The 25,668-nt window shown below is 44.3% G+C and carries 20 protein-coding genes; 9 read left to right on the top strand and 11 right to left on the bottom strand.

Annotated elements, in window-relative coordinates:
* The first annotated feature begins 67 nt into the window (after positions 1-67).
* The gene (locus R7P69_RS06025) at positions 68-898 is read left to right on the top strand and encodes a sulfurtransferase (protein ID WP_258619312.1); all 831 of its coding nucleotides are present in this window, start codon (positions 68-70) and stop codon (positions 896-898) included.
* A 165-nt stretch (positions 899-1,063) separates the two neighbouring features.
* Here the strand turns inward: R7P69_RS06025 and R7P69_RS06020 are convergent, their stop codons facing one another.
* On the bottom strand, positions 1,064-2,065 hold the full coding sequence (locus R7P69_RS06020; protein WP_005387670.1) for a sugar-binding transcriptional regulator: 1,002 nt from the start codon (positions 2,063-2,065) through the stop codon (positions 1,064-1,066).
* A 466-nt stretch (positions 2,066-2,531) separates the two neighbouring features.
* On the opposite strand from R7P69_RS06020, the gene tal reads away from it, so the two are divergent.
* Both tal and tkt read left to right on the top strand, forming a co-directional pair.
* Positions 2,532-3,482 carry a transaldolase gene (gene tal / locus R7P69_RS06015; RefSeq protein WP_005373488.1) on the top strand — a complete coding sequence of 317 codons (951 nt, stop codon included), beginning with the start codon at positions 2,532-2,534 and terminating at the stop codon, positions 3,480-3,482.
* A 125-nt stretch (positions 3,483-3,607) separates the two neighbouring features.
* Entirely contained in the window at positions 3,608-5,599 is a 1,992-nt protein-coding gene (gene tkt / locus R7P69_RS06010) for a transketolase (protein ID WP_258487907.1), read from the top strand.
* A gap of 141 nt (positions 5,600-5,740) precedes the next feature.
* On the opposite strand, the gene R7P69_RS06005 is transcribed toward tkt, so the two are convergent.
* From R7P69_RS06005 to aroG, 3 genes are all read right to left on the bottom strand, one after another.
* The gene (locus R7P69_RS06005) at positions 5,741-7,303 is read right to left on the bottom strand and encodes a methyl-accepting chemotaxis protein (protein WP_017819900.1); all 1,563 of its coding nucleotides are present in this window, start codon (positions 7,301-7,303) and stop codon (positions 5,741-5,743) included.
* 209 nt (positions 7,304-7,512) lie between these two features.
* The gene (locus R7P69_RS06000; protein WP_021035943.1) at positions 7,513-8,685 is read right to left on the bottom strand and encodes an MFS transporter; all 1,173 of its coding nucleotides are present in this window, start codon (positions 8,683-8,685) and stop codon (positions 7,513-7,515) included.
* A 159-nt stretch (positions 8,686-8,844) separates the two neighbouring features.
* A complete protein-coding gene (aroG, locus tag R7P69_RS05995; RefSeq protein ID WP_017635200.1) occupies positions 8,845-9,897 on the bottom strand; it encodes a 3-deoxy-7-phosphoheptulonate synthase AroG in 1,053 nt (350 codons plus the stop codon).
* A gap of 459 nt (positions 9,898-10,356) precedes the next feature.
* Between aroG and R7P69_RS05990 the strand changes: the two genes are divergently transcribed.
* On the top strand, positions 10,357-11,349 hold the full coding sequence (locus R7P69_RS05990; protein WP_017819897.1) for an OmpA family protein: 993 nt from the start codon (positions 10,357-10,359) through the stop codon (positions 11,347-11,349).
* 88 nt (positions 11,350-11,437) lie between these two features.
* Here the strand turns inward: R7P69_RS05990 and R7P69_RS05985 are convergent, their stop codons facing one another.
* Positions 11,438-12,040, bottom strand: coding sequence for a beta-phosphoglucomutase family hydrolase (locus R7P69_RS05985; RefSeq protein WP_017819896.1), 603 nt, complete (start codon positions 12,038-12,040; stop codon positions 11,438-11,440).
* Between the two features lie 76 nt (positions 12,041-12,116).
* Here R7P69_RS05985 and arfB point away from each other — a divergent pair, with 76 nt between their 5' ends.
* Together arfB and R7P69_RS05975 are read left to right on the top strand one after the other, a co-directional pair.
* Positions 12,117-12,530: an alternative ribosome rescue aminoacyl-tRNA hydrolase ArfB gene (gene arfB / locus R7P69_RS05980; RefSeq protein WP_238952734.1), complete on the top strand. Its 414-nt coding sequence runs from the start codon at positions 12,117-12,119 to the stop codon at positions 12,528-12,530.
* Between the two features lie 100 nt (positions 12,531-12,630).
* Entirely contained in the window at positions 12,631-14,400 is a 1,770-nt protein-coding gene (locus tag R7P69_RS05975; RefSeq protein ID WP_025767924.1) for a methyl-accepting chemotaxis protein, read from the top strand.
* Between the two features lie 89 nt (positions 14,401-14,489).
* Here R7P69_RS05975 and vmeZ read toward each other — a convergent pair whose 3' ends face one another.
* Together vmeZ and vmeY are read right to left on the bottom strand one after the other, a co-directional pair.
* On the bottom strand, positions 14,490-17,642 hold the full coding sequence (vmeZ, locus tag R7P69_RS05970; RefSeq protein ID WP_238952735.1) for a multidrug efflux RND transporter permease subunit VmeZ: 3,153 nt from the start codon (positions 17,640-17,642) through the stop codon (positions 14,490-14,492).
* A gap of 8 nt (positions 17,643-17,650) precedes the next feature.
* Positions 17,651-18,778: a multidrug efflux RND transporter periplasmic adaptor subunit VmeY gene (gene vmeY / locus R7P69_RS05965; protein ID WP_238952736.1), complete on the bottom strand. Its 1,128-nt coding sequence runs from the start codon at positions 18,776-18,778 to the stop codon at positions 17,651-17,653.
* A 419-nt stretch (positions 18,779-19,197) separates the two neighbouring features.
* On the opposite strand from vmeY, the gene R7P69_RS05960 reads away from it, so the two are divergent.
* Positions 19,198-19,662, top strand: a complete 465-nt coding sequence (locus R7P69_RS05960) for a dCMP deaminase family protein (protein WP_005373515.1) — start codon at positions 19,198-19,200, stop codon at positions 19,660-19,662.
* A gap of 82 nt (positions 19,663-19,744) precedes the next feature.
* On the opposite strand, the gene pepT is transcribed toward R7P69_RS05960, so the two are convergent.
* Positions 19,745-20,974, bottom strand: a complete 1,230-nt coding sequence (gene pepT / locus R7P69_RS05955) for a peptidase T (protein ID WP_031781280.1) — start codon at positions 20,972-20,974, stop codon at positions 19,745-19,747.
* 170 nt (positions 20,975-21,144) lie between these two features.
* On the bottom strand, positions 21,145-22,008 hold the full coding sequence (locus tag R7P69_RS05950; RefSeq protein ID WP_054574706.1) for a DUF6279 family lipoprotein: 864 nt from the start codon (positions 22,006-22,008) through the stop codon (positions 21,145-21,147).
* A 261-nt stretch (positions 22,009-22,269) separates the two neighbouring features.
* On the opposite strand from R7P69_RS05950, the gene R7P69_RS05945 reads away from it, so the two are divergent.
* Positions 22,270-22,443 carry a hypothetical protein gene (locus R7P69_RS05945; RefSeq protein ID WP_005373524.1) on the top strand — a complete coding sequence of 58 codons (174 nt, stop codon included), beginning with the start codon at positions 22,270-22,272 and terminating at the stop codon, positions 22,441-22,443.
* A 91-nt stretch (positions 22,444-22,534) separates the two neighbouring features.
* Here R7P69_RS05945 and R7P69_RS05940 read toward each other — a convergent pair whose 3' ends face one another.
* On the bottom strand, positions 22,535-23,149 hold the full coding sequence (locus tag R7P69_RS05940; protein ID WP_031777156.1) for a response regulator: 615 nt from the start codon (positions 23,147-23,149) through the stop codon (positions 22,535-22,537).
* 4 nt (positions 23,150-23,153) lie between these two features.
* The gene (narQ, locus tag R7P69_RS05935; protein ID WP_238952802.1) at positions 23,154-24,890 is read right to left on the bottom strand and encodes a nitrate/nitrite two-component system sensor histidine kinase NarQ; all 1,737 of its coding nucleotides are present in this window, start codon (positions 24,888-24,890) and stop codon (positions 23,154-23,156) included.
* A gap of 247 nt (positions 24,891-25,137) precedes the next feature.
* On the opposite strand from narQ, the gene napF reads away from it, so the two are divergent.
* Complete coding sequence (gene napF / locus R7P69_RS05930; protein ID WP_081107471.1) at positions 25,138-25,623, top strand: ferredoxin-type protein NapF; 486 nt, start codon at positions 25,138-25,140, stop codon at positions 25,621-25,623.
* Positions 25,624-25,668: the final 45 nt, after the last annotated feature.

Here is a 25,668-nt window from a genome sequence, read left to right as displayed (position 1 = left end):
GTTCTTTTGAACATGCGATTTTTTTGTTGTAAAACAGTAAGATTATCCACCTAGCAAACTCAAGACAATGCAAGCACTGATTAGTACTGATGAACTCAATAGCCTTCTCGGCCAACCTAACGTCAAGCTCCTCGACGCTAGTATTGCGTTTCAAATCCCTTCTGAAGGCAAAAAGATTCAAGATAAGTGGATTCCAAATACTTTACGCTTCGATTACGACAATGACTTTTGCTTACCCGGTTCTTCCCTGCCGCATATGATGCCAACAGAAGAAGGCTTCAACCAAAGTGCGCAACAACTCTGTTTGAACAACGAAGATTTGATTGTGGTTTACGACAACTCTGGCACTTTAGCCGCGCCAAGAGCTTGGTGGATGTTCAAAGCTATGGGACATGATAATGTTCGAGTCTTAAATGGCGGTCTTCCTGCTTGGATTGAAGCCGGATTACCTGTTGAAAGTACCCTATCGCAACCAAGCGAAAGAGGTAACTTTGCGGGTAAGCTCAACCAAAATGCCTTTTTGAGTGCACAAGATGTTCTTGCTCATTCAACCAATAAAAGTGCCAACATCATCGATGCCAGAGCCAAAGCACGATTCCTTGGTGAAGTGCCTGAGCCACGAGAAGGTCTACGTAGTGGGCACATTCCAAATTCGGTTTGCTTACCGTTTCAAGAACTCTTGACCAACGGTCACATTAAACCAAACTCAGAGTTGCAACAGATATTTAGCGCACTAACGATAGATAGTGACAATTCGATTATTTTTAGTTGCGGTTCCGGTGTAACCGCATGCATTTTATTACTCGCGGCGTATCAAATTGGTCTAGACAATCTGTCGGTGTACGACGGTTCTTGGACCGAATGGGGTGCTGACCACTCTCTACCTATCGAGCGTTAAGACAAGTGTCTGTTTAACAAAGTATCTTACGTTTATCTAAAGATGGTGTGTTCCAATAAACTAAACGCAGCTTCTAAACCAAACTTGTCATTTCGAAATAGAAACTGGCTATGAGTGATTTGTCACCCCTCATAGCCTGACTACATCAAAAGCCGACTATTTCCGTTAGCGTTCAGATGTCGCGTTGCCGTGCATTTGCTCATCTAAGTTGAGCACGGTTAATGCGTTGCTAACGCTCGTGGCGATCACGTCTATCGCTCCAGTTCTTAATGCTCCGAGTAGAGCGAGTGGCTTGCTGTTCTCAGCTGCGATCGCAATGACTTCCGAGATCGGCCGAAACTCTTCAATACCAAGTCCAATTACTCGGTCACTCATTACCGTGTTCGCTACATTACCGTGAATATCAAAGAAGTCATAACCTGCAAAATCCCCTACCACACCTTGTTGAAGTCTCGACTGAACCACTTCATCAGGCGTAAACCAACCTAAGTCGACCATGTAACTGTTTTCGCTCATGTCACCAATACCAACCAAAGCGACATCGGCTTTACGTGCTAGGTCGAGCGTTTGTTTCACGGTTGCATTTTGCATAAAGGCCAACTTCTGTTCTCTGTTTTCTGCGTAAGCCGGCGCATAAAGTGTTTCAGAGGTTCCCCCATATTTCTTCGCCAACTGACGACAAATATGGTCGGCGTTATACATACCGCCACGCGGATGAATACCACCAATGCCACACACAAATTTACAATCACGCGGCGTAATAACACCAATATGGTGAGCGACAGACGACACGTTGCGCCCTTGTCCGACCGTCACCACCATGCCGTTTTTGAGCGTGCTAGTGAGATAATTGGACACCAATCCCGATACCTGTAGTCGTTGCGCTTCTTCATTCGGTTGATCAAGAGCAACAAGCGCGCGCTTAACGCCGAATCGTTCGATCAAACGTTGTTCGATCTTGGCGCTGAACACCGGATGATATTTAACGGTAATTTCAACAATGCCTTCATCACGCGCCTGCTTGAGCATTCGCCCAACCTTTGCGCGTGATATGGCAAATTTTCTCGATATCTCTTCCTGAGTCGCACCGTCTTGATAATACGCGACGGAAATCTCTGTCAACAAATCCGTGTTTTCAATGGAAATATCTTGATTAGAACTGCTCATGGTTTCTCTCGCCCTTTAAGAGGATCGATATTGTATGCAATAAGTGAACATATGCTCATTGACTTAGCATATGTTCTTTATCAATTTAAACGCTACATTTGCTCATCGCAATAACATTTTCTCACTACAATTTTTTACCCTCTTGGACAACGCTCAAGCTTTGAACAATAAGGGCAAACGTTTATTTGGGTTAACCACTAAACACACAGTAAAAAAACGTTGATGAAGTTCACTATAAGTCCATTTCAGCGATTGACTTTCAGCATAGATAGGATAAATATGGACACATCATTTACTCAGCTATCGATCAAATGTTCATAGCATTTGTTCGGTAACGAAATTTTCCGTAGTTGGCTGAGCAGATGTCTCATTAAATGCGATGAGACGGTTAGCTAACTCGCTTGCAAATGCACAAGCTGTGATAACAAAAATCACGCTTAAGCCCATTTAAATAGGATGATCGATTATGAGCAACAAGTTAGAGCAACTTCGTAAACTAACGACTGTAGTAGCAGACACTGGCGAGATTGATGCAATTAAAAAGTATCAGCCAGAAGACGCAACAACTAACCCTTCTCTTATCCTTAAAGCCGCTCAAATCGCAGAGTACGCACCTCTAATCGATGCTTCAATCGAATACGCTAAAGCACAGAGCAATGACAAAGCTCAACAAGTTCAAGACACTTGTGACATGCTTGCAGTAAACATCGGTAAAGAAATCCTAAAAACTATCCCAGGTCGTATCTCTACAGAAGTAGACGCTCGTCTATCTTACGATATGGAAGGCAGCGTAGCGAAAGCTCGTCAACTAGTGAAAATGTACAACGATGCTGGCATCACTAACGACCGTATCCTTATCAAACTGGCTTCAACTTGGGAAGGCATTCGCGCAGCTGAGATCCTAGAAAAAGAAGGCATCAACTGTAACCTAACGCTTCTATTCTCGTTCGCTCAAGCACGTGCTTGTGCAGAAGCGGGTGTATTCCTAATCTCGCCATTCGTTGGTCGTATCATGGACTGGTACAAAGCGAAAGAAGGCCGTGACTTCGAAGCTCAAGAAGATCCAGGCGTACTATCTGTAACTAAGATCTACAACTACTACAAAGAATACGGCTACAAAACTGTAGTTATGGGCGCAAGCTTCCGTAATATCGGTGAGATCTTAGAACTAGCTGGTTGTGACCGTCTAACTATCGCTCCTGCTCTACTTGCAGAACTAGAAGCAGCTGAAGGTGAAGTAGTTGAGAAACTAGTTGATTCTAAAGGCGCAGCTGAGCGTCCAGCACCAATGACTCACGCTGAATTCCTATGGGAACATAACCAAGACCCAATGGCTGTTGAGAAGCTGGCTGAAGGTATCCGCAACTTCGCCGTTGACCAAGGCAAACTAGAAGCGATGATCGAAGCTAAGCTTTAATTGCTTACCAAAAGCGAGTAGCCCGTCTACTCGCTTTTACCATCAGCACTATTTTCAAAAAATTCTATTTGAACTTGTTTCGGCGAGTTCCCTCTATTTAAATCAAATATCGAGAAGTAATCACTATGGATCGTAAACATCTAGCAAATGCAATCCGTGCGCTAAGCATGGATGGTGTTCAACAAGCTAACTCTGGTCACCCAGGTGCACCTATGGGTATGGCTGACATCGCTGAAGTTCTTTGGCGCTCTCATCTAAACCACAACCCATCAAACCCTGAGTGGGCAGACCGCGACCGTTTCGTACTGTCTAACGGCCACGGCTCAATGCTGATTTACTCTCTACTGCACCTTGCAGGTTACGAGTTGTCTATCGACGATCTGAAAAACTTCCGTCAGCTTCACTCTAAAACTCCTGGTCACCCAGAGTACGGTTACGCGCCAGGTATCGAGACCACAACGGGTCCGCTAGGTCAAGGCATCACTAACGCGGTTGGTATGGCTCTAGCTGAAAAAGCGCTAGCAGCGCAATTCAACAAAGAAGGCCACGACATCGTTGACCACTTCACTTACGTGTTCATGGGCGACGGCTGTCTGATGGAAGGTATTTCGCACGAGGCATGTTCTCTTGCAGGTACTCTAGGTCTAGGCAAGCTGATTGCATTCTGGGATGACAACGGCATCTCTATCGACGGTCACGTTGAAGGTTGGTTCTCTGACGACACACCTAAGCGTTTCGAAGCTTACGGTTGGCACGTAATCCCTGCAGTCGATGGTCACGATGCTGACGCAATCAACGCAGCAATTGAAGCGGCGAAAGCGGATCCACGTCCTACACTTATCTGTACTAAGACTATCATCGGTTTTGGTTCACCAAACAAATCTGGTTCACACGATTGTCACGGTTCGCCACTAGGCGCTGAAGAAATTGCAGCAACACGCAAAGAACTAGGTTGGGAGCACGGTCCTTTTGAAATTCCGCAAGAAGTCTACGCAGAATGGTCAGCGAAAGAAACAGGCGCAGCTAAGGAAGCAGCGTGGAACGAGAAATTTGCAGCTTATGAAGCAGCGTACCCTGAGCTGGCAGCTGAATTTAAACGCCGCGTAAACGGTGAGCTTCCTGCACAGTGGGAAGAGAAAGCAAGCCAAATCATTGCTGATCTTCAAGCTAACCCAGCAAACATTGCATCACGTAAAGCGTCTCAAAATGCTCTAGAAGCATTTGGTGCTCTACTACCAGAGTTCATGGGTGGCTCTGCTGACCTAGCACCTTCTAACCTAACAATGTGGTCTGGTTCTAAGTCTCTAGAAGCAAGCGACTTCTCTGGTAACTACATCCACTACGGCGTACGTGAATTCGGTATGACAGCGATCATGAACGGTATCGCGCTACACGGTGGTTTCGTTCCTTACGGCGCAACATTCCTAATGTTCATGGAGTACGCACGTAACGCAATGCGTATGGCTGCGCTGATGAAAATTCAGAACATCCAAGTGTACACGCATGACTCTATCGGTCTTGGCGAAGATGGTCCAACTCACCAACCAGTTGAGCAAATGGCATCGCTACGCCTAACACCAAACATGAGCACATGGCGTCCATGTGACCAAGTTGAGTCCGCTGTAGCTTGGAAACTAGCGATTGAACGTAAAGATGCACCGACAGCACTTATCTTCTCTCGTCAAAACCTTGCGCAACAAGAGCGCACAGCAGAACAAGTAGCAGACATCGCGAAAGGTGCTTACATTCTGAAAGATTGCGAAGGCAAGCCAGAGCTAATCCTTATCGCAACAGGTTCTGAAGTTGAACTAGCAGTAGAAGCAGCAGCACAGCTAACTGCTGAAGGTAAGAAAGTACGCGTTGTTTCAATGCCATCAACAGACGCATTCGACAAACAAGACGCCGCTTACCGTGAAGCTGTACTGCCATCAGACGTAACAGCGCGTATCGCAATTGAAGCAGGTATTGCTGACTTCTGGTACAAGTACGTAGGCTTCGACGGTCGCATCATTGGTATGACTTCATTCGGTGAATCTGCACCAGCCGGCGAACTATTCAAAATGTTTGGTTTCACGACTGAAAACGTAGTGAACACAGCAAAAGAGCTACTCGCGTAATTGCAGTAAAAAGATAATCAGTTTTCTCTATTGCGAATGTGAAAACTGAAAAGCCCCACCAGCAATGGCGGGGCTTTCTTTTATCTGGCTCCTATTCGCATAAACGCAGCCAGGACATAAACATCACAACTTTCGTTACGACTATTTGTCTTCAAATCGAAGTGCGAGCTGATAGAAATCTTGTACTTGGTCTTTCAACTGTCGGCTATTTTGCTCAACTGAATGTGTTGCTGCCAAGTTTTGTTCTGCGGTCGAAGCGATAGAATGAATGTGCTGGTTTACATCACTAGATAGCTTTAACTGGTTATTCGCCGCTTCTGCTACATCAACCATCAGCCCACTCATGGTTTGCATCATCTGTTCAACTTCAGACAAACGTAACGCACTTTGTTCTGCTACTTGAGAACAGGCATCGGTTTGCTCTTTGTTTGCCAGAATATCTTTCTGCCAACTTTGAATCGTTGCCAACATAGTGGAGATAGAGGCTTGGATTTGTTCAGTTGCATTGGATGTTCGCCCAGAAAGCGCGCGGACCTCATCAGCTACAACAGCAAAACCACGACCTTGCTCCCCTGCTCTTGCCGCTTCAATCGCCGCGTTGAGTGCCAGTAAATTGGTTTGCTCTGCGATCCCACCAATCTCTTCCATCAAATGGTTCACCTTCTGCGCCTGATCACTCAGTTGATACGTCGTTTCCGTCGCTTTTTCAGCTTGAAGGCTTAACTTCGCTAGATTGGTGTGCGTTTGATCGATGGTCTCCTTCGCCATCAAGCATGACTTCAATGTATCATCAATCAACATATGGGCATCATTGGTACTCGAAGAAACCGAATTTGCCGACGACTCCACCTCTTGGGTAGCATCTCGCACACGATGAATATCGGTATTTTGCTGATTTAATGCAGCCGAGACTTCTGCCGTTGTTTGACTAAGCTCTTCGGCGCAATGCTGCAAAGGCAATGCGGAGTCAGTCATCCTTCCTAACACGGTTCGAATTCTTGCGGATAGCATTTTGATATGGAAATCGGCAATCGAAAATGCCGTGTTACCGGAATAGATCAAGCGACTTACGCTGTCATATTGCTTTTGTAACTTTTTAAGTTGCTGAGGTGTATCAATTAACTCTTGGCGGAATAACAGAGCCAGAACACTTGCAGGTAACGCACTTGCAAGCCAAGCCAACGGCCCTTCAACAGACAACGCATATGCGGTTGCAGGTGCGGTTAGTGCACCAAGTAGAATCGCATAGCGAATGGTTTCATTGATTTTCAACGACCAAGTTCGACCAGACTTCTCTGCAGCACGCATGCTTTTGTAGGCTTTTGTCGCAATATCAACCCACTCTCGCTTTGGTTTCACGCGCACTGATTGATACCCAACAACATGGTTGTCTTCGTAGATAGGGGTGACATAAGCATCAACCCAATAGTAACCGCCAGACTTAGTGGCATTCTTAACCATTCCACGCCAGGCTTTACCTTGTTTAAGGCGTGCCCACATATCACCGAAAGCGGCTTTAGGCATATCATTATGACGAACTATATTGTGGTTCTGACCGACAAGTTCTTCGTGAGTGTATTCAGCAACGCGGCAAAAGGCTTCATTACAATATGTAATAACACCTTGTAAGTTCGTTGTTGAGACGAGTTCCTCAGACTCCCTCACGAGAGTTTCTTGAGCTTTATGAGAAATATTGGCTGACATAGACGAAACTTCTTTAGTTTTTATTGATTTTCGGCAAGATATATACAGGATTTTTATTTTTATTACAAAAAGTTAGATAAAAAGTCTTATCAAATCGACATTTTTATTGTGGGAATTCACATTATCGATAAAAAGATAAAGAAGAGATTGTTGATTTGAGCTAATAAACAAACCCGACACGATCGGCCGGGTTATATATTAAGCCTCAATTAAGCGGTTTGTGATTCTGGCTTTTTATTCGTTTTTAACGCAAACATCGCGATAACGAGTAACACAAATGGAAGAACATACAAATTAAGATTCTGCCAACCTACGGTAGACTCAAGCCAACCAGATAGTAATGCGGTGATGGTGACACAACTGAACACGAAGAATTCATTAAACGCTTGAGCCTTGCTTCTGTTTTTCGCTTCATAACTTTGACTAAACAGCCCGGTTGCTGCGATAAACATAAAGTTCCACCCTATTCCTAACAGGATTAAAGCAAGACTAAAATGCCAGATAGACACTCCATGTATATTAATTCCAATACAAGCAACAAATAGCAATCCACCCGCCAAAATCATATTCTTAGCGCCAAACCGCTCTATCAGACGGCCCGTGACAAACGCAGGTGCAAACATACCCAACACGTGCCATTCGATCACTCCCGCCGCTTTATCAAAATCAAAGCCACAACCAATCATCGCTAAAGGAGTTGCTGTCATTAAAATGTTCATCACCGCGTACGCAACCATTGCCGCGATAACTGCCAGCATGAAATTAGGTCGACGAATAATCAGTCTCAGCTTATCCGCCTTAGCGTGTAGCGCCTGCGTGTGTGCAGGTGGAAAACGAATGGTTTGTAGCACAACCAACGCGGTTATATAAAGCACGACAAGCACAGCAAATGCACTAATGTATAAGCCATCATCTGACCACTGCTGCGAGTACACGGCCAGATTAGGCCCAAGGATCGCCGCTAACACCCCACCCGCCATAGATATCGAAATCGCCCTATGCCTTGCCGACTCTTCACACACTTCAATGGCAGCAAACCTGTATAGAGTACCGAAACCTATACCAACACCAAGCAAAAACGTAGACATGCAGAACAGATAGAAGTTTTGTTGACTTAATGCATACGTCGCTAGACTAGCACCCAAAATGCCAATGACATTACCAAGGCTAAAACCAAGGCGACGCCCTAACTTGCCCATAATTAGCGACGCAGGAATTGTCGCGGCCATCAGTCCCAAAAACTGCAGTGCAACTGGTAATGTGATAAAACTTGATGACGGCGCAAGTGTTTTGCCAATAAGGGCAATAACAGATATGAGTAAAATATTCCCTGTCATTAATAAGGCTTGGCAGAGGGATAGAAGCCATACATTACGATTCAATTCCAAATTCCTTTTGGTTACAACGTATACAGATAACATATAGGAAAGCAGAAACAATAGAAAGATATGAGAGTAATTCTCAACAAAAAGAGCCAGAGGCATAGTACCTCTGGCTCTTCACTATTCACTTTTCGCTTTTAAAAAGTTTTTCTGTTGAGCTTACTTGTTGCGGCGCGCTTTTACTGCATCAGAAAGCTGACGAAGTACCGTTTCCGTATCTTCCCAACCAATACATGCATCAGTAATCGACTGACCATAAGTGGCTGCTTTGCCATCCACTAAGTCTTGGCGACCTTCAACTAAATGAGACTCGATCATCACACCAAAAATGGCTTCTTCGCCAGCAGAGATTTGTTCGGATACATCATCAGACACCAGCATTTGACGCTTGAACTGCTTCGAGCTGTTAGCATGGCTAAAATCAATCATCACTTTTTTCGGCAGACCTGCGGTGTCCAGCTCATCTTTAATTTGAGCTACATGTGCTGCACTGTAGTTTGGTTCTTTACCGCCACGTAGAATAATATGGCAGTCTGGATTACCAGCGGTTTCTACGATCGCGGAATGACCGTATTTTGTTACTGAAAGGAAGTGATGGGAAGCGCTTGCAGAACGAATCGCGTCGCTCGCTATTTTAATATTCCCGTCTGTACCGTTTTTGAAACCTACAGGACAAGAAAGACCAGAAGCTAGCTCGCGGTGAACCTGAGATTCTGTCGTACGAGCACCGATAGCGCCCCAACTGATCAAATCCGCCACGTACTGAGGTGTGATCATATCTAAGAATTCACTTGCCGTTGGCAAGCCCATATCGGTTAGATCAAGAAGAAGTTTACGTCCGATACGTAGACCATCATTTAGCTTATAGGTGTCATTTAAGTAAGGGTCATTGATAAGGCCTTTCCAACCAACGGTCGTACGCGGCTTTTCAAAATAAACTCGCATAACAACCTCAAGCTGCTCGCCCAGTTCATCACGTAATACTTTTAGCTTTTTACCGTACTCAACCGCGGCAGCCGGATCGTGAATAGAACACGGACCAACGATCACGAGTAATCGATCGTCTTTTCCTTCAAGAATATTGTGAATGGCGTTACGGCAATCAAAAGTGGTCGAAGAAGCGGTTTCAGTCGCTGGGAACTTCTCTAATACTGCAACAGGTGGCAATAACTCTTTTACTCTATTTATTCTTACATCATCAGTTTGAAACATTACTTCTACTTCCTGGTTTTATTTCCGCCCCCATTTTTACCAACTGAACTCATTGCAACATTGTTCACAAAGCGAGCAGCATCAAGGGCTGTGGTCATTTTCTGTCTAGCGTTTAAGTAACTTATCGGCTTAGGCGTAGACTTGCAATCAGTTTTTGCAAATAAATGCAAATAAAAGCCACCTGTTAACTACTGCGCACAATGTAAAGTAAAGTTTACGAAAAAAAGTTCAAAATAATCATCAATTTTCTTATGCACCAAAAAATCTTTACTACAATGTAAGAAATATCAGAAGTTTGTGAGGTATTTTTGGGTAGTAAATGTTGATCAAGTTCAAATATATTGTTGCTTGATATGAAATGATTAGAATATTAAACTAATTTCTTATAAACGCTGGTTTTTTCTAATTTTTTGATAAAACGAAGTAGAAGTTAATATGCAATCAATACAAGGAAACATTATGAACAAAGTAGCAATTGCAGTAGCAGCAGTGGTAGCTGGTAGTAGCGCGCTTTTAAACTCTGCTCAAGCTGAAATGTACATCGGGGGCAAAGTGGGCATGACTACACTTGACGACGCTTGCTATCTAAATAGCCCTTGTGATGATGAAGCGTTTGGTGCAGGACTACATATCGGTTATGACTTTACCGATATCATTGGGCTAGAGTACGGCGTAGACTTCTTAGGCGACTACAAAGCTAACTCGATGTCAGGGGCTAACACGGTTAATACGATTGACGGCAATCTAACGGCTTTAACACTTGCACCTAAATTCAACTGGCACTTAAACGACTCTTGGAATCTGTTTGCTAAGATCGGTGGTGCTTACATGATGTCTGATGACGAAACAGACTTTGTCCCAACAGGTTCTTTGGGTGCTGAATACTCGATCGATAGAAACTGGAGTGTTCGCGCTGAATACCAACGTTACCAAGACATGTCTGACGACGTGTGGGACGACATGGATGCTAACTTCTTTGGTATCGGTGTTAACTACAAATTCGCAGCAGCTCCAGTTGTTGCAGCAGTTGTAACGGAAGAAGTGATCGAGCCAGATCCAGAACCAGTGATGATGAGCAAGGTGCACAAAGAAGAGTACGGTACAGGTACGTTTGAATTCGATAGTGCTAAGTTAACAGAGTCCGTTTCTGAACGTCTGGACAACTTTGTTTCATTCTTGAACGAATATCCTCAAGCTCAAGTAGAGATTACTGGTTACACGGATAGCTCAGGCCCTGCGGCATACAACCAAAAACTGTCTGAGCGTCGTGCTCAATCTGTTGCTGATTACCTAACCGCAGCTGGCATTGGTTCAGATCGTTTGACAGTTAAAGGTATGGGTGAAGAAAACCCAGTTGCTGACAACAGCACTCGCGAAGGTCGTGAGAAAAACCGTCGCGTAGAAGTTGTGGTACCTTCATTTGAATACCAAGAGCTAGTTCAACCAGAATAAGCATCTATGATTCATGATCGATGATGTGGTAAAAATTAATGGGGTGCATTTGCACCCCATTTTGATCTCATATTAAGGGATATTGCCACTATGGTTTTGGGAAAAAGATCAACTCATTATCTTGCACCATAACGCAATCCATACCAGCTGCATGCGCCGCTCGCTTCCCCAACTCAGTATCCTCGAACACAAGACACTGTGACGCCTCCAAGTCGAGTTGTTCCGCGGCCACCAAAAAGGTATCTGGAAAGGGTTTATGGTTCTCTACATCACTCGCGGTTACTACAACATCTAACTTGTCTAATAAACCTGCATGACTTAATAAGCGCATGGCACTTTCTCGTTGGCTGCCAGTCCCGACTGCAATTTTCTTATGGCCTAAATATTCCTCTAACACGATGTTCGTGCAAGGAATAACGTCACCATGAAGCTCCATAGCAGCGAATGTTTCCATTTTAAATGTCGCGACAGTTTTAGGATCTAACGAAAGCTCATGCACACGATTTAGTTCCTCAACAATTTTAAAGCTCGGCATCCCTCCCAAACTGTGAAACCATTCCTGGCAAAACGGAAAATCAAAACGCTCAGCAGTTGCTTGCCAAGCTGCCAAGTGGGCTGGCATGGTATCGATTAGAGTACCATCCATATCAAATATGAATCCCTCATAGGGTCTAAAATCAATCGTGCTCATGTCTTTTCTTCTATTTGTGCATCTGTAATGTTAATTTATCAGCTCTTTCAATCGTCCTTACCGGCATTTACTTATCATGCTCAAAATTTCGAACTCCGTCACAATTCAAGAGTGGGAAATTCAATTATCCCCAATTAGAGCTCAAGGAAATGGTGGCCAGAACGTTAACAAGGTAGCGTCCGCTATACACCTGCGCTTTGATATCCGGCATTCAAGCTTACCTGACTTTTACAAAGAGCGATTACTTGCACTTTCTGATAGTCGTATAAGTAAAGATGGCGTGATCATCATCAAAGCGCAACAATTTCGGACACAAGAACAAAATAAGGAAGACGCCCTAAATCGGCTTCAAGCATTGATAAAAGCTGCCGCTTTACAGGATAAGAAGCGTATTAAAACGAAACCAACCCGCGCTTCTCAACGCCGACGACTTGATACAAAAAACAAGCACGGAGCGAAAAAACAGCAACGCAAAAAAGTGCTTTATTAGTGCATGTCGTTTTCTCGACATGTTAGTTGAACAACGTTTGCTAGCCCTTGGAAATCTCATTGGATTTCTCTTTTTAGTTACTTATTCAGGAAACAACAATATGACTATTAGGCAAAAACTCTACTTCCTCGGAGTTATCGCCATTTTAGGCATCGTGGCCCTTTTGGGTACGTCATCCCATTTTGAAAATAAGAGCAATGATCTTAATCACGCCATCAAACTCGTTGGTGATCTAGAAATACGCTTACTCAACTTACGCAGAAATGAAAAAGATTTCCTACTGCGTAGTAATGACAAATATCTAAATAAGTTTGACGCCAATGTTGACAAGTTTATAGACACAGAAAAAGAGCTTGCGAACATACTCAAGAGTAATGAATTACCTTCCAGTCAACAATTTAAGCAAGACTTGCTCGCATACCAAAGGGGCTTTCAGAATCTGGTCAGCGCTTACCAACGATACGGGCTTGATTCAAAGAGTGGGCTTCTCGCCGGTTACGAACAAGCACTATTAGAAGCTAAACAACGTTCAGACCACCAGCAGTTATTGGCATTAGTCCGTTTTGACTCTGCGGTAAAAGCAGGACTATTCAATAGTGACTTGCTTGAGGGGCAATATGCTCCGGAGCTTATCAAAACAGGTAAGCAATTGGCGGCCCAAAAGCAAGTTGTTGGGGTTGCTTATGACAAAGGCCTACTCGGTGAAACTCGCGCATTATCCCATGCCGTAGAAGAGCAATTTGAAACCTTTTCCACAGCCCTTAGCTCTGCTGCCGCACAACGTGATGAACAAATGTCGACCATCAAGCAGGTCATTACAGCTCTGATCTTAGTCGTTATTTTCGCATTGATTTGGCAAATTTCACGTTCAATCAATACGCGAGTGAATAGCTTACTTGGCACCATTCGAAGTATCAGCGAAACGAACAACATGGGACTTCGATCTGATTTGAAAGGTCAAGACGAGCTATTTGATATCAGTCATCACCTCAATGACCTATTGGATAAGCTTGAGCATCTAATTAGTAGTACCCAAGAAAAATCGGCGCAACTCACTGCAAGTACCGATAATATGCATCGTGAGTTAGAAGGCGTTATGGAGCAATTCCACACTCAAACTGACCACACTGCATCAATGGCGACGGCAGTTCAGCAAATGGTTGCCACAATAGGTGAAATCTCTGAAAGCACATCAGTTGCGGTAGAAGGCGTACATCAGGCAGCGAATAATGCCGAACAAGGTCGAGGAGTTGTTGAGGCGACGGTAACCAACATCGGTCAACTAACCACGATTTTATCAAACAGCCAGCAGTCGATTGGCTCGCTGAATCAGCATGTAGATAAAATTGGTGGTGCCGTGAACATCATCCAAGAAATTGCAGAGCAAACCAACCTACTAGCTCTCAACGCAGCAATTGAAGCCGCGCGAGCAGGCGAACAAGGCCGCGGGTTTGCAGTTGTCGCCGATGAAGTACGCGCCCTAGCTAGCCGAACTCATCAATCCACAGAGGAAATCACGCGGGTCGTTGCAGACATTCAAACTCAAATGTCTACAGTTGTTGCTGATATTGATCAATGTAACGATCAAGGGCAACAAACACTTAATGCTTCTGAAAAACTGGATTCTAGCCTGCAACAGATCATTACTGACATGCATTCAATTCAAGGTAATTCGGAGCGCATAGCTTCAGCAATTGAAGAACAAGGTATCGTGATGAACCAAGTTAGCGGTTCAATCACCGAGCTAAACGCAATATCTGAGAATAACATGCAATCCGCTCAGGAATGCTTGCATGAAGTGAACTCTGTCTCTGCTCAAGCTCATGATATGGATGAAGCCGTTGCACAATTCAAAACTGCGCTAAAATAACCCTTTTTCAAAATAGAAAGCCCGAGGCAATCATTGCTTCGGGCTTTTTTCAATTGTCACTTCGTGCTTACTGCGCACTTCGGATGTGATTATTCATCATCAAGAGGAACCAGCTTGGTGTTGCCACCATGAACTTTCTCACGCTGTCTTTGCACCAGAGCGTAGAAGCCTGGGATCAAGAATGTACCTGCTAGAAGCACACACAATAGACCACCAATCAGCGACACGCCGAGTGAGTTTTGACTCACGTGCCCCGCGCCAGCGGCAAAGATAAGCGGGAAGATACCCAAAATAAATGACCAAGATGTCATATTCACAGCGCGGAAACGTAAAGTGCCTCCTTTAACCGCTGCACTATCGATATCAGCATCTTTTTCTTCTCGCTCTTGCTTGGCGAACTCCACAATCAAAATTGCGTTTTTCGCCGCCAAGGCTATGAGCAAGACAAGACCAATTTGGGCATACAAGTTAAGCGGCGTGCCAGTTAGATTCAACGCAAGGAAGGAACCTAACGTTGCTACTGGGACCACCAAAATAATAGCCAGTGGAATACTCCAACTCTCATACTGAGCCACCATAAACAAGTAAATGAAGATCAAAGCCAGCGCAAACGCATAAATGGCTTGGTTACCCGCGAGCACTTCCTGATAAGCCATACCTGTCCATTCATACGTGTACCCTTGCGGAAGAACTTCAGCAGCAACGCGTTCCATTGCTGCAATCGCATCACCACTAGAGTAACCCGGAGCTGGTTGGCCTTGAATGATAGCACTGCGGTACATGTTGTAACGCCACGCCACATCAGGCTCAAACACTTGCTCGTAGCTCACTAGCGTACTTAACGGGACCATATCACCGTTCGAAGAACGAACATGGAAACGCTCTAGATCTTCCATGCTGCTACGGTGCTGGCTATCAGCTTGCATGGTTACGCGGAAGTTCTTACCAAACATGGTGAAGTCATTCACATAAAGCGAACCTAAGTTGCCTTGCAAGGTTTGGAAAATAGACGACAGCGAAATACCTAATTGCTGCGCTTTCTCACGATCGATATCAACGTAGTAGTGCGGAACATTCGCGCGGAACGTGCTAAACGTGTAGGCAATTTCAGGCGCTTGGTTAGCCGCTTGGATCATTTCTCCCATGACCATCGACAAGTCGGTACGACTTCGCCCTAGCGTGTCTTCAAGCACAAACTCAAAACCAGACGCAGCGCCCATACCTGGAACCGCCGGTGGTCCCATCGCAAAAACAACCGCTTGAGGTAACTCTGTCGCCGCTCGCCCGTTAATACGTGCCGCGATAGCATTAGCAGAGTGCTCTCCTTGCAGCGAGTTACGAGTATCCCAGTCATGCAATTTGATAAATACAGAAGCACCGTTTGATGCTGCTGCGCCTGTCATAAACGAGTAACCGTTCGCAACCGTCACACCATCCACACCAGGCTCTTCACCGATCATTGTCATTAAATCATTGGTGACTTCTTCAGTACGTGATAAAGAGGCTGAATCTGGTAGCTGTACGTTAACCAGCAAAATGCCTTTATCTTCTTGAGGAACAAACGCTGTAGAGGTGGTTTTCGCAAAGAAAGTGACCGCTGCGATAGCAACTATAAAGAACGTCACGAGCAGTAAAGACTTCTTCACCAAGAAACCTGCGATCTGGCCATAACGCGTAGTGATGCGCTCTAAGCCTCGGTTGAAAGCCTGGAACCAGTTAGCGGTATTGCCCCCACCCTGCTTCAATACCAGAGAACAAAGTGCTGGAGACAGCGTCAATGCATTGAGGGATGAAATCACAACCGAAATACAGATGGTCAAAGCGAACTGGCGATACATGATACCGGTGATACCTGGCAGCATGGCTACGGGTATGAATACCGCAAGTAGAACCAAGGTCGACGTGATGATTGGGCCCGTTACTTCTTTCATCGCTAGCAACGTCGCTTTACGCGGTGAGATGGTTGGGTCTTTCGCCATGGTAGTATCGACGTTTTCGATAACCAGAATCGCATCGTCCACCACGATACCAATCGCAAGGATCAAGCCAAACAAAGTAACCGTATTAATGGTGAAGCCCGTTGCCTGCATGATGGCAAACGTACCAATCAGAGAAACGGGGATCGCGACAACAGGAATCAACGTTGCACGCGCACTACCCAAGAACAAGTAAGTTACAGCAATCACCAATAGAATCGCTTCAATCAGTGTTTTTACTACCCCTTTGATCGATTCAGATACGAACACGGTTGTATCGTAGCTGGTCTCGTATTCCATTCCCTCTGGGAAGTTTTTGCTCAAGCCTTCAAGGAGCTCCATGACGGCCTGGCCACTTTCTAACGCATTCGCATCCGATTGAAGAGACAACGCAACGATTGACGCGTCCTGGCCACGGAACTTACCGTTACCATCGTAGAACTTTTTGCCTAGTTCAACGCGAGCAACATCTTTCAGATAAACCGTAGAGCCATTGGGATTAGCTCGAAGGACTACGTTCTCAAACTCACTCACGCTTTCCAAGCGACCTTTGGTCACAAGGTTAAACTGAACTTCTTGCGGATTGTTGTATGGTGCTGCACCTACACGCCCTGCCGCAACTTGAACGTTCTGTTCAGCCAAAGCGGCGTATACGTCTGACGTGGTTAGCTTAAGGTTGGCCATTTTTTCAGGATCTAACCAAACACGCATTGCATATTCGCCACCACCAATCACGTTAACTTCACTGATACCTTTCGCACGAGCCAACTGATCTTTTACATTCAAGTTAATGTAGTTAATCAAGAACTGATCATCGTATTTGCCATCAGGTGAATAGAAGTTAAGTACCATCAGCAAGTCAGGTGAACGCTTTTTCACCGTCACACCAACCATGCGAACTTCTTGAGGCAATTTTGACTCAATCTGTGACACGCGGTTTTGCACGTTAACTTGCGCCATATCTGGGTCGGTGCCGACATCGAACGTGACGTTTAGGCTGTAAGAGCCATCGTTCGCGCTCTTTGAAGACATGTATATCATATCCTCAACGCCGTTGACTGAGGTCTCTATGGGGTCCGCAATGGCCTGCTCGACAACTTCCGCACTCGCGCCGGTGTAGTAAGCCGAAACGCTTACTGATGGCGGGCTTATCTGTGGATACTCAGCCACTGGCAAAATCGCCAGTGAGATCGCGCCGGCTAGCGTTAATATGATCGAAATAACCAGCGCGAATTTAGGTCTCTGAATAAAGAAACGACTTAACATAGTGCCCCCTACTGCTTATCTTCAGCAGGTGCTTGAAGGCGCACTTCTACACCATTACGCACACGTTGTAGGCCTTGTGTAATAACCGTATCTTCCTGATCGAGCCCTTCTCGAATGATAATGCCTTGTTCAACCTGAGGGCCAAGCTCGACGTTACGACGCTCTGCCACACTTCCCTCAGCCATCACCATCACAAAGTCACCTTCTAAGTCAGTCTGTACGGCACGTCGTGGGATAACAATAACGTCTTTCGTGTTCTTATCTCTCAAGTTCACTTTGATGTGTTGACCCGGAAGTAACTTCTGCTCTGGGTTTGGCACTAGCGCGCGCATAGCAATCGTACCCGTTTTGGTGTCAATACGATTACCTAAGAAATCAAGCTTACCAAGATGCTCAAAAAACTGTCCATTTTCCAGTTCAAGCTGAACTTCAACGCGGTTTGATTCAGCCGAGCCATCACCTTTTACTTGATCCATACCCATAGCTAAACGCTCACGCTCACTCACACTAAATGAGGTATGAACTGGATCTAAACTCACCAGAGTTGTCAGCACGCCAGATGACGGAGAAACCAGATCACCCGTACTCACTTTGGTATCACTAATACGTCCGCTAAAAGGTGCTCGGATTTGAGTATAGGAAAGGTTAACTTCAGCAAGTTTAAGTTGAGCATTTGCCGCTTCTAGCTCTGCTCTCGCACTAAGAAGTGCCGCAGTTAAAGCATCAAACTCAGATTGAGAGATACTACCGCGAGGCAACAAGTTTTTACCTCGAGTATGATCTAATTCGGCTTTTTTTAGCGCCGCTTTAGCTTGTGCAAGTGCGGCTTTAGCACTCGCGACTTGGGCTTCAAAAGAAGATGGCTCGATAGAGTAAAGGAGCTGCCCTTTTTCTACCATTTGCCCCTCTTCAAAGTGACGAGCTTTTAAGTAGCCAGAAATCTGCGCGGTAATATTGGTATCTTCTACTGCTTCAATGCGACCGATATAAGACTTGCTCGGTTGGTAGTCGATAACCGTGACATCCTGAGTCACTACGAGAGGCGCTTGACCTTTCGTTTGGGCATTATTAGCTTCCCCGCATCCAGCGAGGATTGCTGTAGCCGCCATTAGTGCGACAAGTGGTTTCTTTTGCATGTATTTACCGTCTTTATAGAACAGGATATTGTTGAATTCCTATCAACCTTACTCCTTGCTGCCACTGAAAACTTCACTGAAAAGCGCCCAAGGTGTTTCTAAATGTAAACATGAGAAACAAAAGGAAAATAAAGTAATTTAGTTAACAGTGGTATTCAATGAGCAATATACATACAACTCAATCATAACTATTTAATATACGCCTTAGGAGATCGCGAATTTTAGCGTGTGCTTGGAAACACTAACGGGAGTATTGTATTCGGGCGTAAAGTGAGATTCAGTGCTCAAGATAAGAACGTTTTGTGGCTAAAAAGGTAAAAAGTGACGCCTTCATACTCAAGACCCCGATTTTGACTATTTTTTTAATATAAATGGGTTATCATTCAATTAATTCAACGCCTTCGACAGAGAGGATGACTATGATTTCTAAATGGGCGAAACGCTTTTACCAGATGGCAGAACTAGTGGCGTCTTGGAGTAAGGACCCATCAACACAAGTCGGTGCCGTTATTACTAAACAGAATCGCATTGTATCTGTTGGATTTAATGGCTATCCGCATGGTGTTTCTGACAGTGTCGACACCGATGAGCGCGAGTTGAAATACCTTAAAACACTGCACGCGGAAGAGAACGCAATTTTGTTCTCAAAACGTGACTTAGACGGATGTGATATTTGGGTAACGCATTTTCCTTGCCCTAACTGCGCGGCAAAGATCATTCAAACAGGGATCTCACACGTACACTGCCCTGAGCAGTCTGAAGACTTTTTATCTCGCTGGGGAGATAAAATCCAAGTCAGTCAAGATATGTTCGATCAAGCGGGTGTGAAAGTCGACTGGTTACCACTAGAAGACATTGAAATTGAAGACAAAGACGTGCGCTAGTATTCCATCTTAATAGTTAAATAGCCCAGGAAGATCTGGGCTATTTTGTTATTAAATCTGCAAGAGGTCTCGACGTAGTCTTTTAACTGTGTTTTTTCGCTGTGAGCTCAGCAATTTTGACAATAACGAGTACTGATTTTTCCATCATTTCAACAGAAATAAACTCATGAATTCCGTGGAAGTTAAAACCACCGGTGAAGATATTCGGGCACGGCAAACCCATAAAAGATAAACGAGCACCATCTGTACCACCACGAATAGGTTTTATAATCGGTTCCACATCACACGCTTCCATCGCTTGCTTTGCCAGCTCAATGATATGAGGGTAAGGCTCAACCATTTCTCTCATATTGTAATAGCTGTCTTTTATTTTTAGCTCTACAGAACCATGGCGTAAACCCGTGTTCATTTCATCGACGAGTTTCTGCATAAAGGCTTTTCGATCCTCAAGTCTTTGACGGTCAAAGTCTCTAATAATGTAACCTAGCTCGCTTCGTGCAACGCCCATTTCTGCCGATTTTAGATGGAAGAACCCTTCGTAACCTTCGGTTGTTTCCGGAGTTTGATCTTGGGGCATTTGAACTTGAAATTTCGCAGCCAAGTTCATCGCATTGACCATTTTGCCTTTTGCAGTACCTGGATGAACGCTAACACCATGAAAAATTACATCAGCGTTTGCTGCATTAAAGTTTTCGTATTCCAATTCACCTTGCGGGCCACCATCTATAGTGTATGCCCATTTCGCGCCAAATTTTTTAACATCAAACAAATCTGCACCACGACCGATTTCTTCATCCGGAGTAAAGCCGATACAAATGTCGCCGTGTGGAATGTCTGGGTTTTCCAGTAGCAGAGCTACCGCGGAAAGAATCTCTGCGATACCGGCTTTGTTATCCGCGCCAAGTAATGTAGTGCCATCGGTAGTAATAAGATTGTGGCCATGTAGGTGATGTAAATCTGGGTATTGCACGGGAGATAACACTTCATCCCCCAACCCTAATGCAATATCGCCACCCTGGTAATCTTCGATGAATTGCGGCTTTACGTTTTTGCCAGATGCATCCGGCGCGGTATCCATATGGGCAATGAAGCCGATAGGAGGAACCTCATAATCAACATTGGCTGGCAGTTTAGCCATCAAGTAGCCATTTTTATCCAAAGTCACGTCACTTAAACCAAGCTCGATCATCTCTTTTTTAAGTAACTCAGCAAACACAAGCTGACCAGGTGAACTTGGGCAAAGCGTCACATGTGGATTGGATTGGGTATCAAACGTGACGTATCGAAGAAATCTTTCAACTAAATGTTTCATATTTATTCTCATTGTTTTGTACGATGAGGCCTTATCACGCATTGATAAGCTGACGTTGCCTCATCAAACCTCACGCTATGTTACGCTCTTAGCTCAATAAGAATTTGCTTTGAATCATTTTTTGATAAGAAAGGCTTTTGCGCTTTGCTTTCGCTCATTGAAGCATGAATTTAATCTAAAAGTTCCTCAGCCAATACTCGCCACTCTTTAACCTTTTCACGAAAATGACGCCATTGCTTATCGGTCATCGAACGAGAAACATCTAATGTCAGTTGATCAACCAATGCAAAGTTAGAGTCAATATTCAGAGAAAGCTGCTCACTATAATAACTCTCTGGCTCGAACAAGAGTCGCATAAATATATCTTGATAAGTCACAACATTAGATTTGTTGTCGAACAAGTATTCGAGCTCTTGATATACCGTGGCTCGATAATCTCTCCATAAAGGGCTGTTTAAAATAACTTGCTGAGAAAATCTTTGAGCTAATTGACGCTGATTTCCTGATAGATTCCCCAGCCATTCTTCCATCCACTCTTCAGTGTTATCCAGAATAATTTCACGCACTTCGTCTTCTGTCTTATCGGCATATTTTGCGTTTCGCTCTTGATAATGTTCTTGTACATTACTCAAAAACTCGCGTTCTTGCTCTTTCGTTAATTGCAAACTTAACGCAAAAAGATCTGGTGCTGCTTTGCTGACCACTCTATCGTAATGCGCTCGCATTCTATCTCGATTTTTTTGTAAGTAATTTAAGGTGATATCGCTCGCTTTTAATCTCTCAAGGTCTTTTAAATGTTCGATATATAATGGTAACTCCTCTTTCTTGTGCCAGTCTGCCAACAATAATAAGCGCTCTTCCACTAGGACTTCTTGTTCCCCTTGCAACGAGACATAGTCCTCTAAGTAATCGAGCACGAACCAATCGATATTGCTGTATAAAAACTTTTTCGCACAACCGGCAAGCAGAAATACGAAACAAAATAGAAGGCCATAACGAAGCGCCTTATTAGATACATCCTTTAATTTAGTCACTTATTCGTATTCCCTTTTCTGTTGATTAAGTTCTATACTCAACCTGTATCACTTAGTATTGCGGCAAACTTACACCAGTGTGACAAATATTGATTGCCACCTTAATAATATATAGAGTTTGAAATTAACTTTTTGATCACAGCTATCCGCAAAAAAGTGAGTTAGAGCGCAATTATCGGCTAAAAAACGTACCGAACGACGCTCCCTATAACGGCATATAATTTGCATGGATGTTTTTTGGATGGTTTATGGAGGCGAAGTATGGCAGCCGCTGAGCAACTTGATACCAGTGTAGAATATGAGATTCGATATTTTGAACAGGGGAAAATGCACTGCATGAGAGTCATTGCTGAAAGCAAAAAAGTGGCTTATCAGTACTATTTGGAGTGTGGTAAGCACAACAGTGACTTGTACTCTATTCGCCCAGACAAGTAAAAAAACCGCCTAACAGGCGGTTTTTTTTATTCGTCAGAATCAATATAACTGTTTGATTTTATTTATTATTACAGATTCAAATCCAACAATGTTATTTGATGTCGCCAAAGCGCTCAAGATAAAGGACGGTTGCTGCAGTACGAGAAGGAACTTGAAGCTTTTTAAGTAAACTCTTCATATGTACTTTAACCGTAGACTCAGAGATAAAAAGACGATCGGCAATTTGCTTGTTGCGGAAACCTCTTGCCACCTCTCTTAAGATCTGCGATTCACGATCGGTCAGTGTATCAAACACGTCCTCTTGCTCTGAACGTTCACTCAAATACTTAGAAACTTCTTGGCTGTATGCCTTGTCCCCTTGGTGCGCTTGTTTTAGCAACTCAACCAACTCATCAGGCTCAGTGTCTTTCAATAAATAGCCATCGGCACCACTTCGAACTATTGCTTCTATATCTGCTGGGCTATCTGAAACGGTTAGAATGACAATTCTGGCTTCACAGCCATCTGCACGCAGTGCTTGCAAAGTATCAAGGCCAGACATGCCTTTCATATTAAGATCAAGAAGTACAAGATCCAGTTCTAGCTCATGCGCTTTCGCTACTGCATCCGCGCCATTACTTGCTTCTGCAATGACCTCAAACTCAGGCTCAAAGCTTAAAAGCTGGTGGATACCTCTTCGCATGAGTGGATGATCATCCACCAGCATTACTTTACACACTGTCACTGTTTACTTCCTTACTATGTTGGAATTCTAATTTTACGGTACAACCTTTGTTTATCGATGCTTCGATGTGCAGATCGGCATGCAGTCTAGCGGCCCGCTCTTGCATGATACTCATACCGTAATGATTTAATTTTTCGTCTTGATGTTCAAAGCCTATTCCATCGTCGCTAACGGTTGCTGTGACTTTTCCATCATTATCGAGACATTGAATGTGAATATTATCTGCTTGCGCATGTTTGATTGCATTAATTGCCGCTTCTCTTATCAACTGTAGTAAATGAACCTGCTGATGTGCATCCAGTTCAGTTGATGAAAGTCTATTTTTTAGCGTAATGTCCGCAGCAGTTTGTTCACTGAGCGTTTCAACCATGTCTTGCAATGCTTGGCCAAAACTGCCCTCTTTAATCGTAAGACGAAACGTCGTCAGTAACTCGCGTAACTGCGTATACGCGGCAGATAAGCCCGTATCTAGCTCAGCAATAACTTGATTAGCCTGCGCGATCGCCTTTTCGTCAGGCAAGTTCTTTACGCTTCTCTTTAACAAAGCGACCTGAATTTTTAAGTAAGAGAGTGCTTGAGCCAATGAATCATGCAACTCCCGAGCAATAGTGGCTCGCTCTTCCATCAGCAGAATTTGTTCTGCTTGGCGCTGCGCCCGATTGTAATACACGGCGCGTGATAAAATCTGCACGAAGTTGTCAATAAGAGCCTCGTTCGGACAAGGTAACCCTGCTTTCCAATATAAATAGCCCAAGTGCTCACCATCTAGCATCAGGGCTTTACCGTGGCAATCTTCATCACAATCTTGGCAGCATTCTTCTCCTTCCATCAATATCCAGCTCGGTTCTCCTAGCTGCTCGATTTCAAGTTTGACCGCTTTAATGCCCTCAAGACTGACGATATGCTGCAAAATCGCCTGGAAATTGTCTTGATTAATACGCGACGCCGTGAGTTCTTTTGACGAGTCGTACAGCACTTCTAAAGACTGGTTGGCATGCTGCAATTTACGTGTTTTCTCATCAACCGCTTGTTCTAATCCTCGGTACAACTTACCAAGGTCTGTCGCCATCCGGTTAAAGGTTCGAGTCAGTATTCCCATTTCATTATCGCTGGATACATTGAGCGATATATTGAATGAGCGATTTTTAATTTGCTCGCTAGCAAAAACTAAGGCACGCAGAGGCCGAACAACTTCGAGGCGCACAAAATGAACGACAAACATACTGACACAAAGGATGCCACCCAACCCTAACCCGCCGATCCAGGCTAAGTTAATCAGTTTTTGCTCCGAAAAGCTTTGCAGCTTAAATACAAACTCATCGATTTGTTCAACAAAACCGGCCACTAGGAGTTGATATTCTGCCGGGTTGTCTCCTCTAAGCACCGCCTTGAGTTCATGCCATCTGATAATAAGGCGGTAGTAATCGTGAGTGATGTCTTCAGGCACAGACCAATGCTGAAGCGCTTTCATTGAAGGTGAATATATCGAATTTTCAAATGCGTCAATATGTGAAGAATAGTCAACAGATTTAACCTGAATATCATTCGCTAGACGGTAGCTTTGCATTCGCATCGAGCCAGCAACATTGACGGCTTCAGCATCGTTCAAACTGGACGCTAACGTAAAAATCGCAAAACCAGTCGTAGCAACTGAGAGCAGCAAAATAAGAAGCATTGCGGACGCAATCGTGCGCGTCACCGACTTTTTCACATTTTTAAACAATCTGAGTTCCTCGCCCATTAACAATCCTATTTGTACGTGCAATGAACCCATTACCTTTCAACTTTATCAATATGTGATCACCTGCGACGGAATTTATTGATCCAAAACAATATTGCATACCATTTACCCCCTAAGAGGTATTTATACAAATATGTCAAAAACTACAATTTCGTTAGTTTAAATGACAGTTTATTAATGAAAATTGTGGACTATGCTTAGTTTGGGTTCCAAGTTTCGAGGTGACTAAGTGGTAGACCTTTCCAGAAGAAGACTCTTTGCAAGAAAAGCGCACCCCGACAACGTCGTACGTTTGCCTTGGTTAACTAAACCGCAACAGTTTACGGACGATTGCACTCGCTGCGGTAAATGCATTGAGGCCTGTGAAACAAAGATTATAACCAAAAGTGATGGCGGATTCCCCTCGGTCGATTTTTCCATCGATGAATGCACATTTTGCTATCAATGTGCAAACGCCTGTCCTGAGCCCCTTTTCTTGCCAGAAACAGAACAACCTTGGCAAGCAAAAGCAAGTATCAACGATAACTGCTTAGCAAAACAAAATGTCGAATGCCGAAGCTGTGGGGATATGTGCGACCCGATGGCGATTCAGTTCAAATTAGAACTGGGGAAAGTAGCACAACCCAATTTAGACCTTGATGAGTGTAACGGCTGCGGCGCCTGTGTTTCAGTGTGCCCGACTTCATCCATCAATGTGAGCAATACAACAGCCTAAGCCGAATGTCGTCGGCCAAAGGCAATAAAAATAAATGAGAGAGCT

It is taken from the genome of Vibrio sp. 661, from assembly GCF_033339315.1.
Classification (GTDB): Bacteria; Pseudomonadota; Gammaproteobacteria; order Enterobacterales; family Vibrionaceae; genus Vibrio; species Vibrio alginolyticus.
The sequence above is the reverse complement of the archived record's forward strand: the minus strand, read 5'-3'. Positions and strand labels throughout refer to the sequence as shown.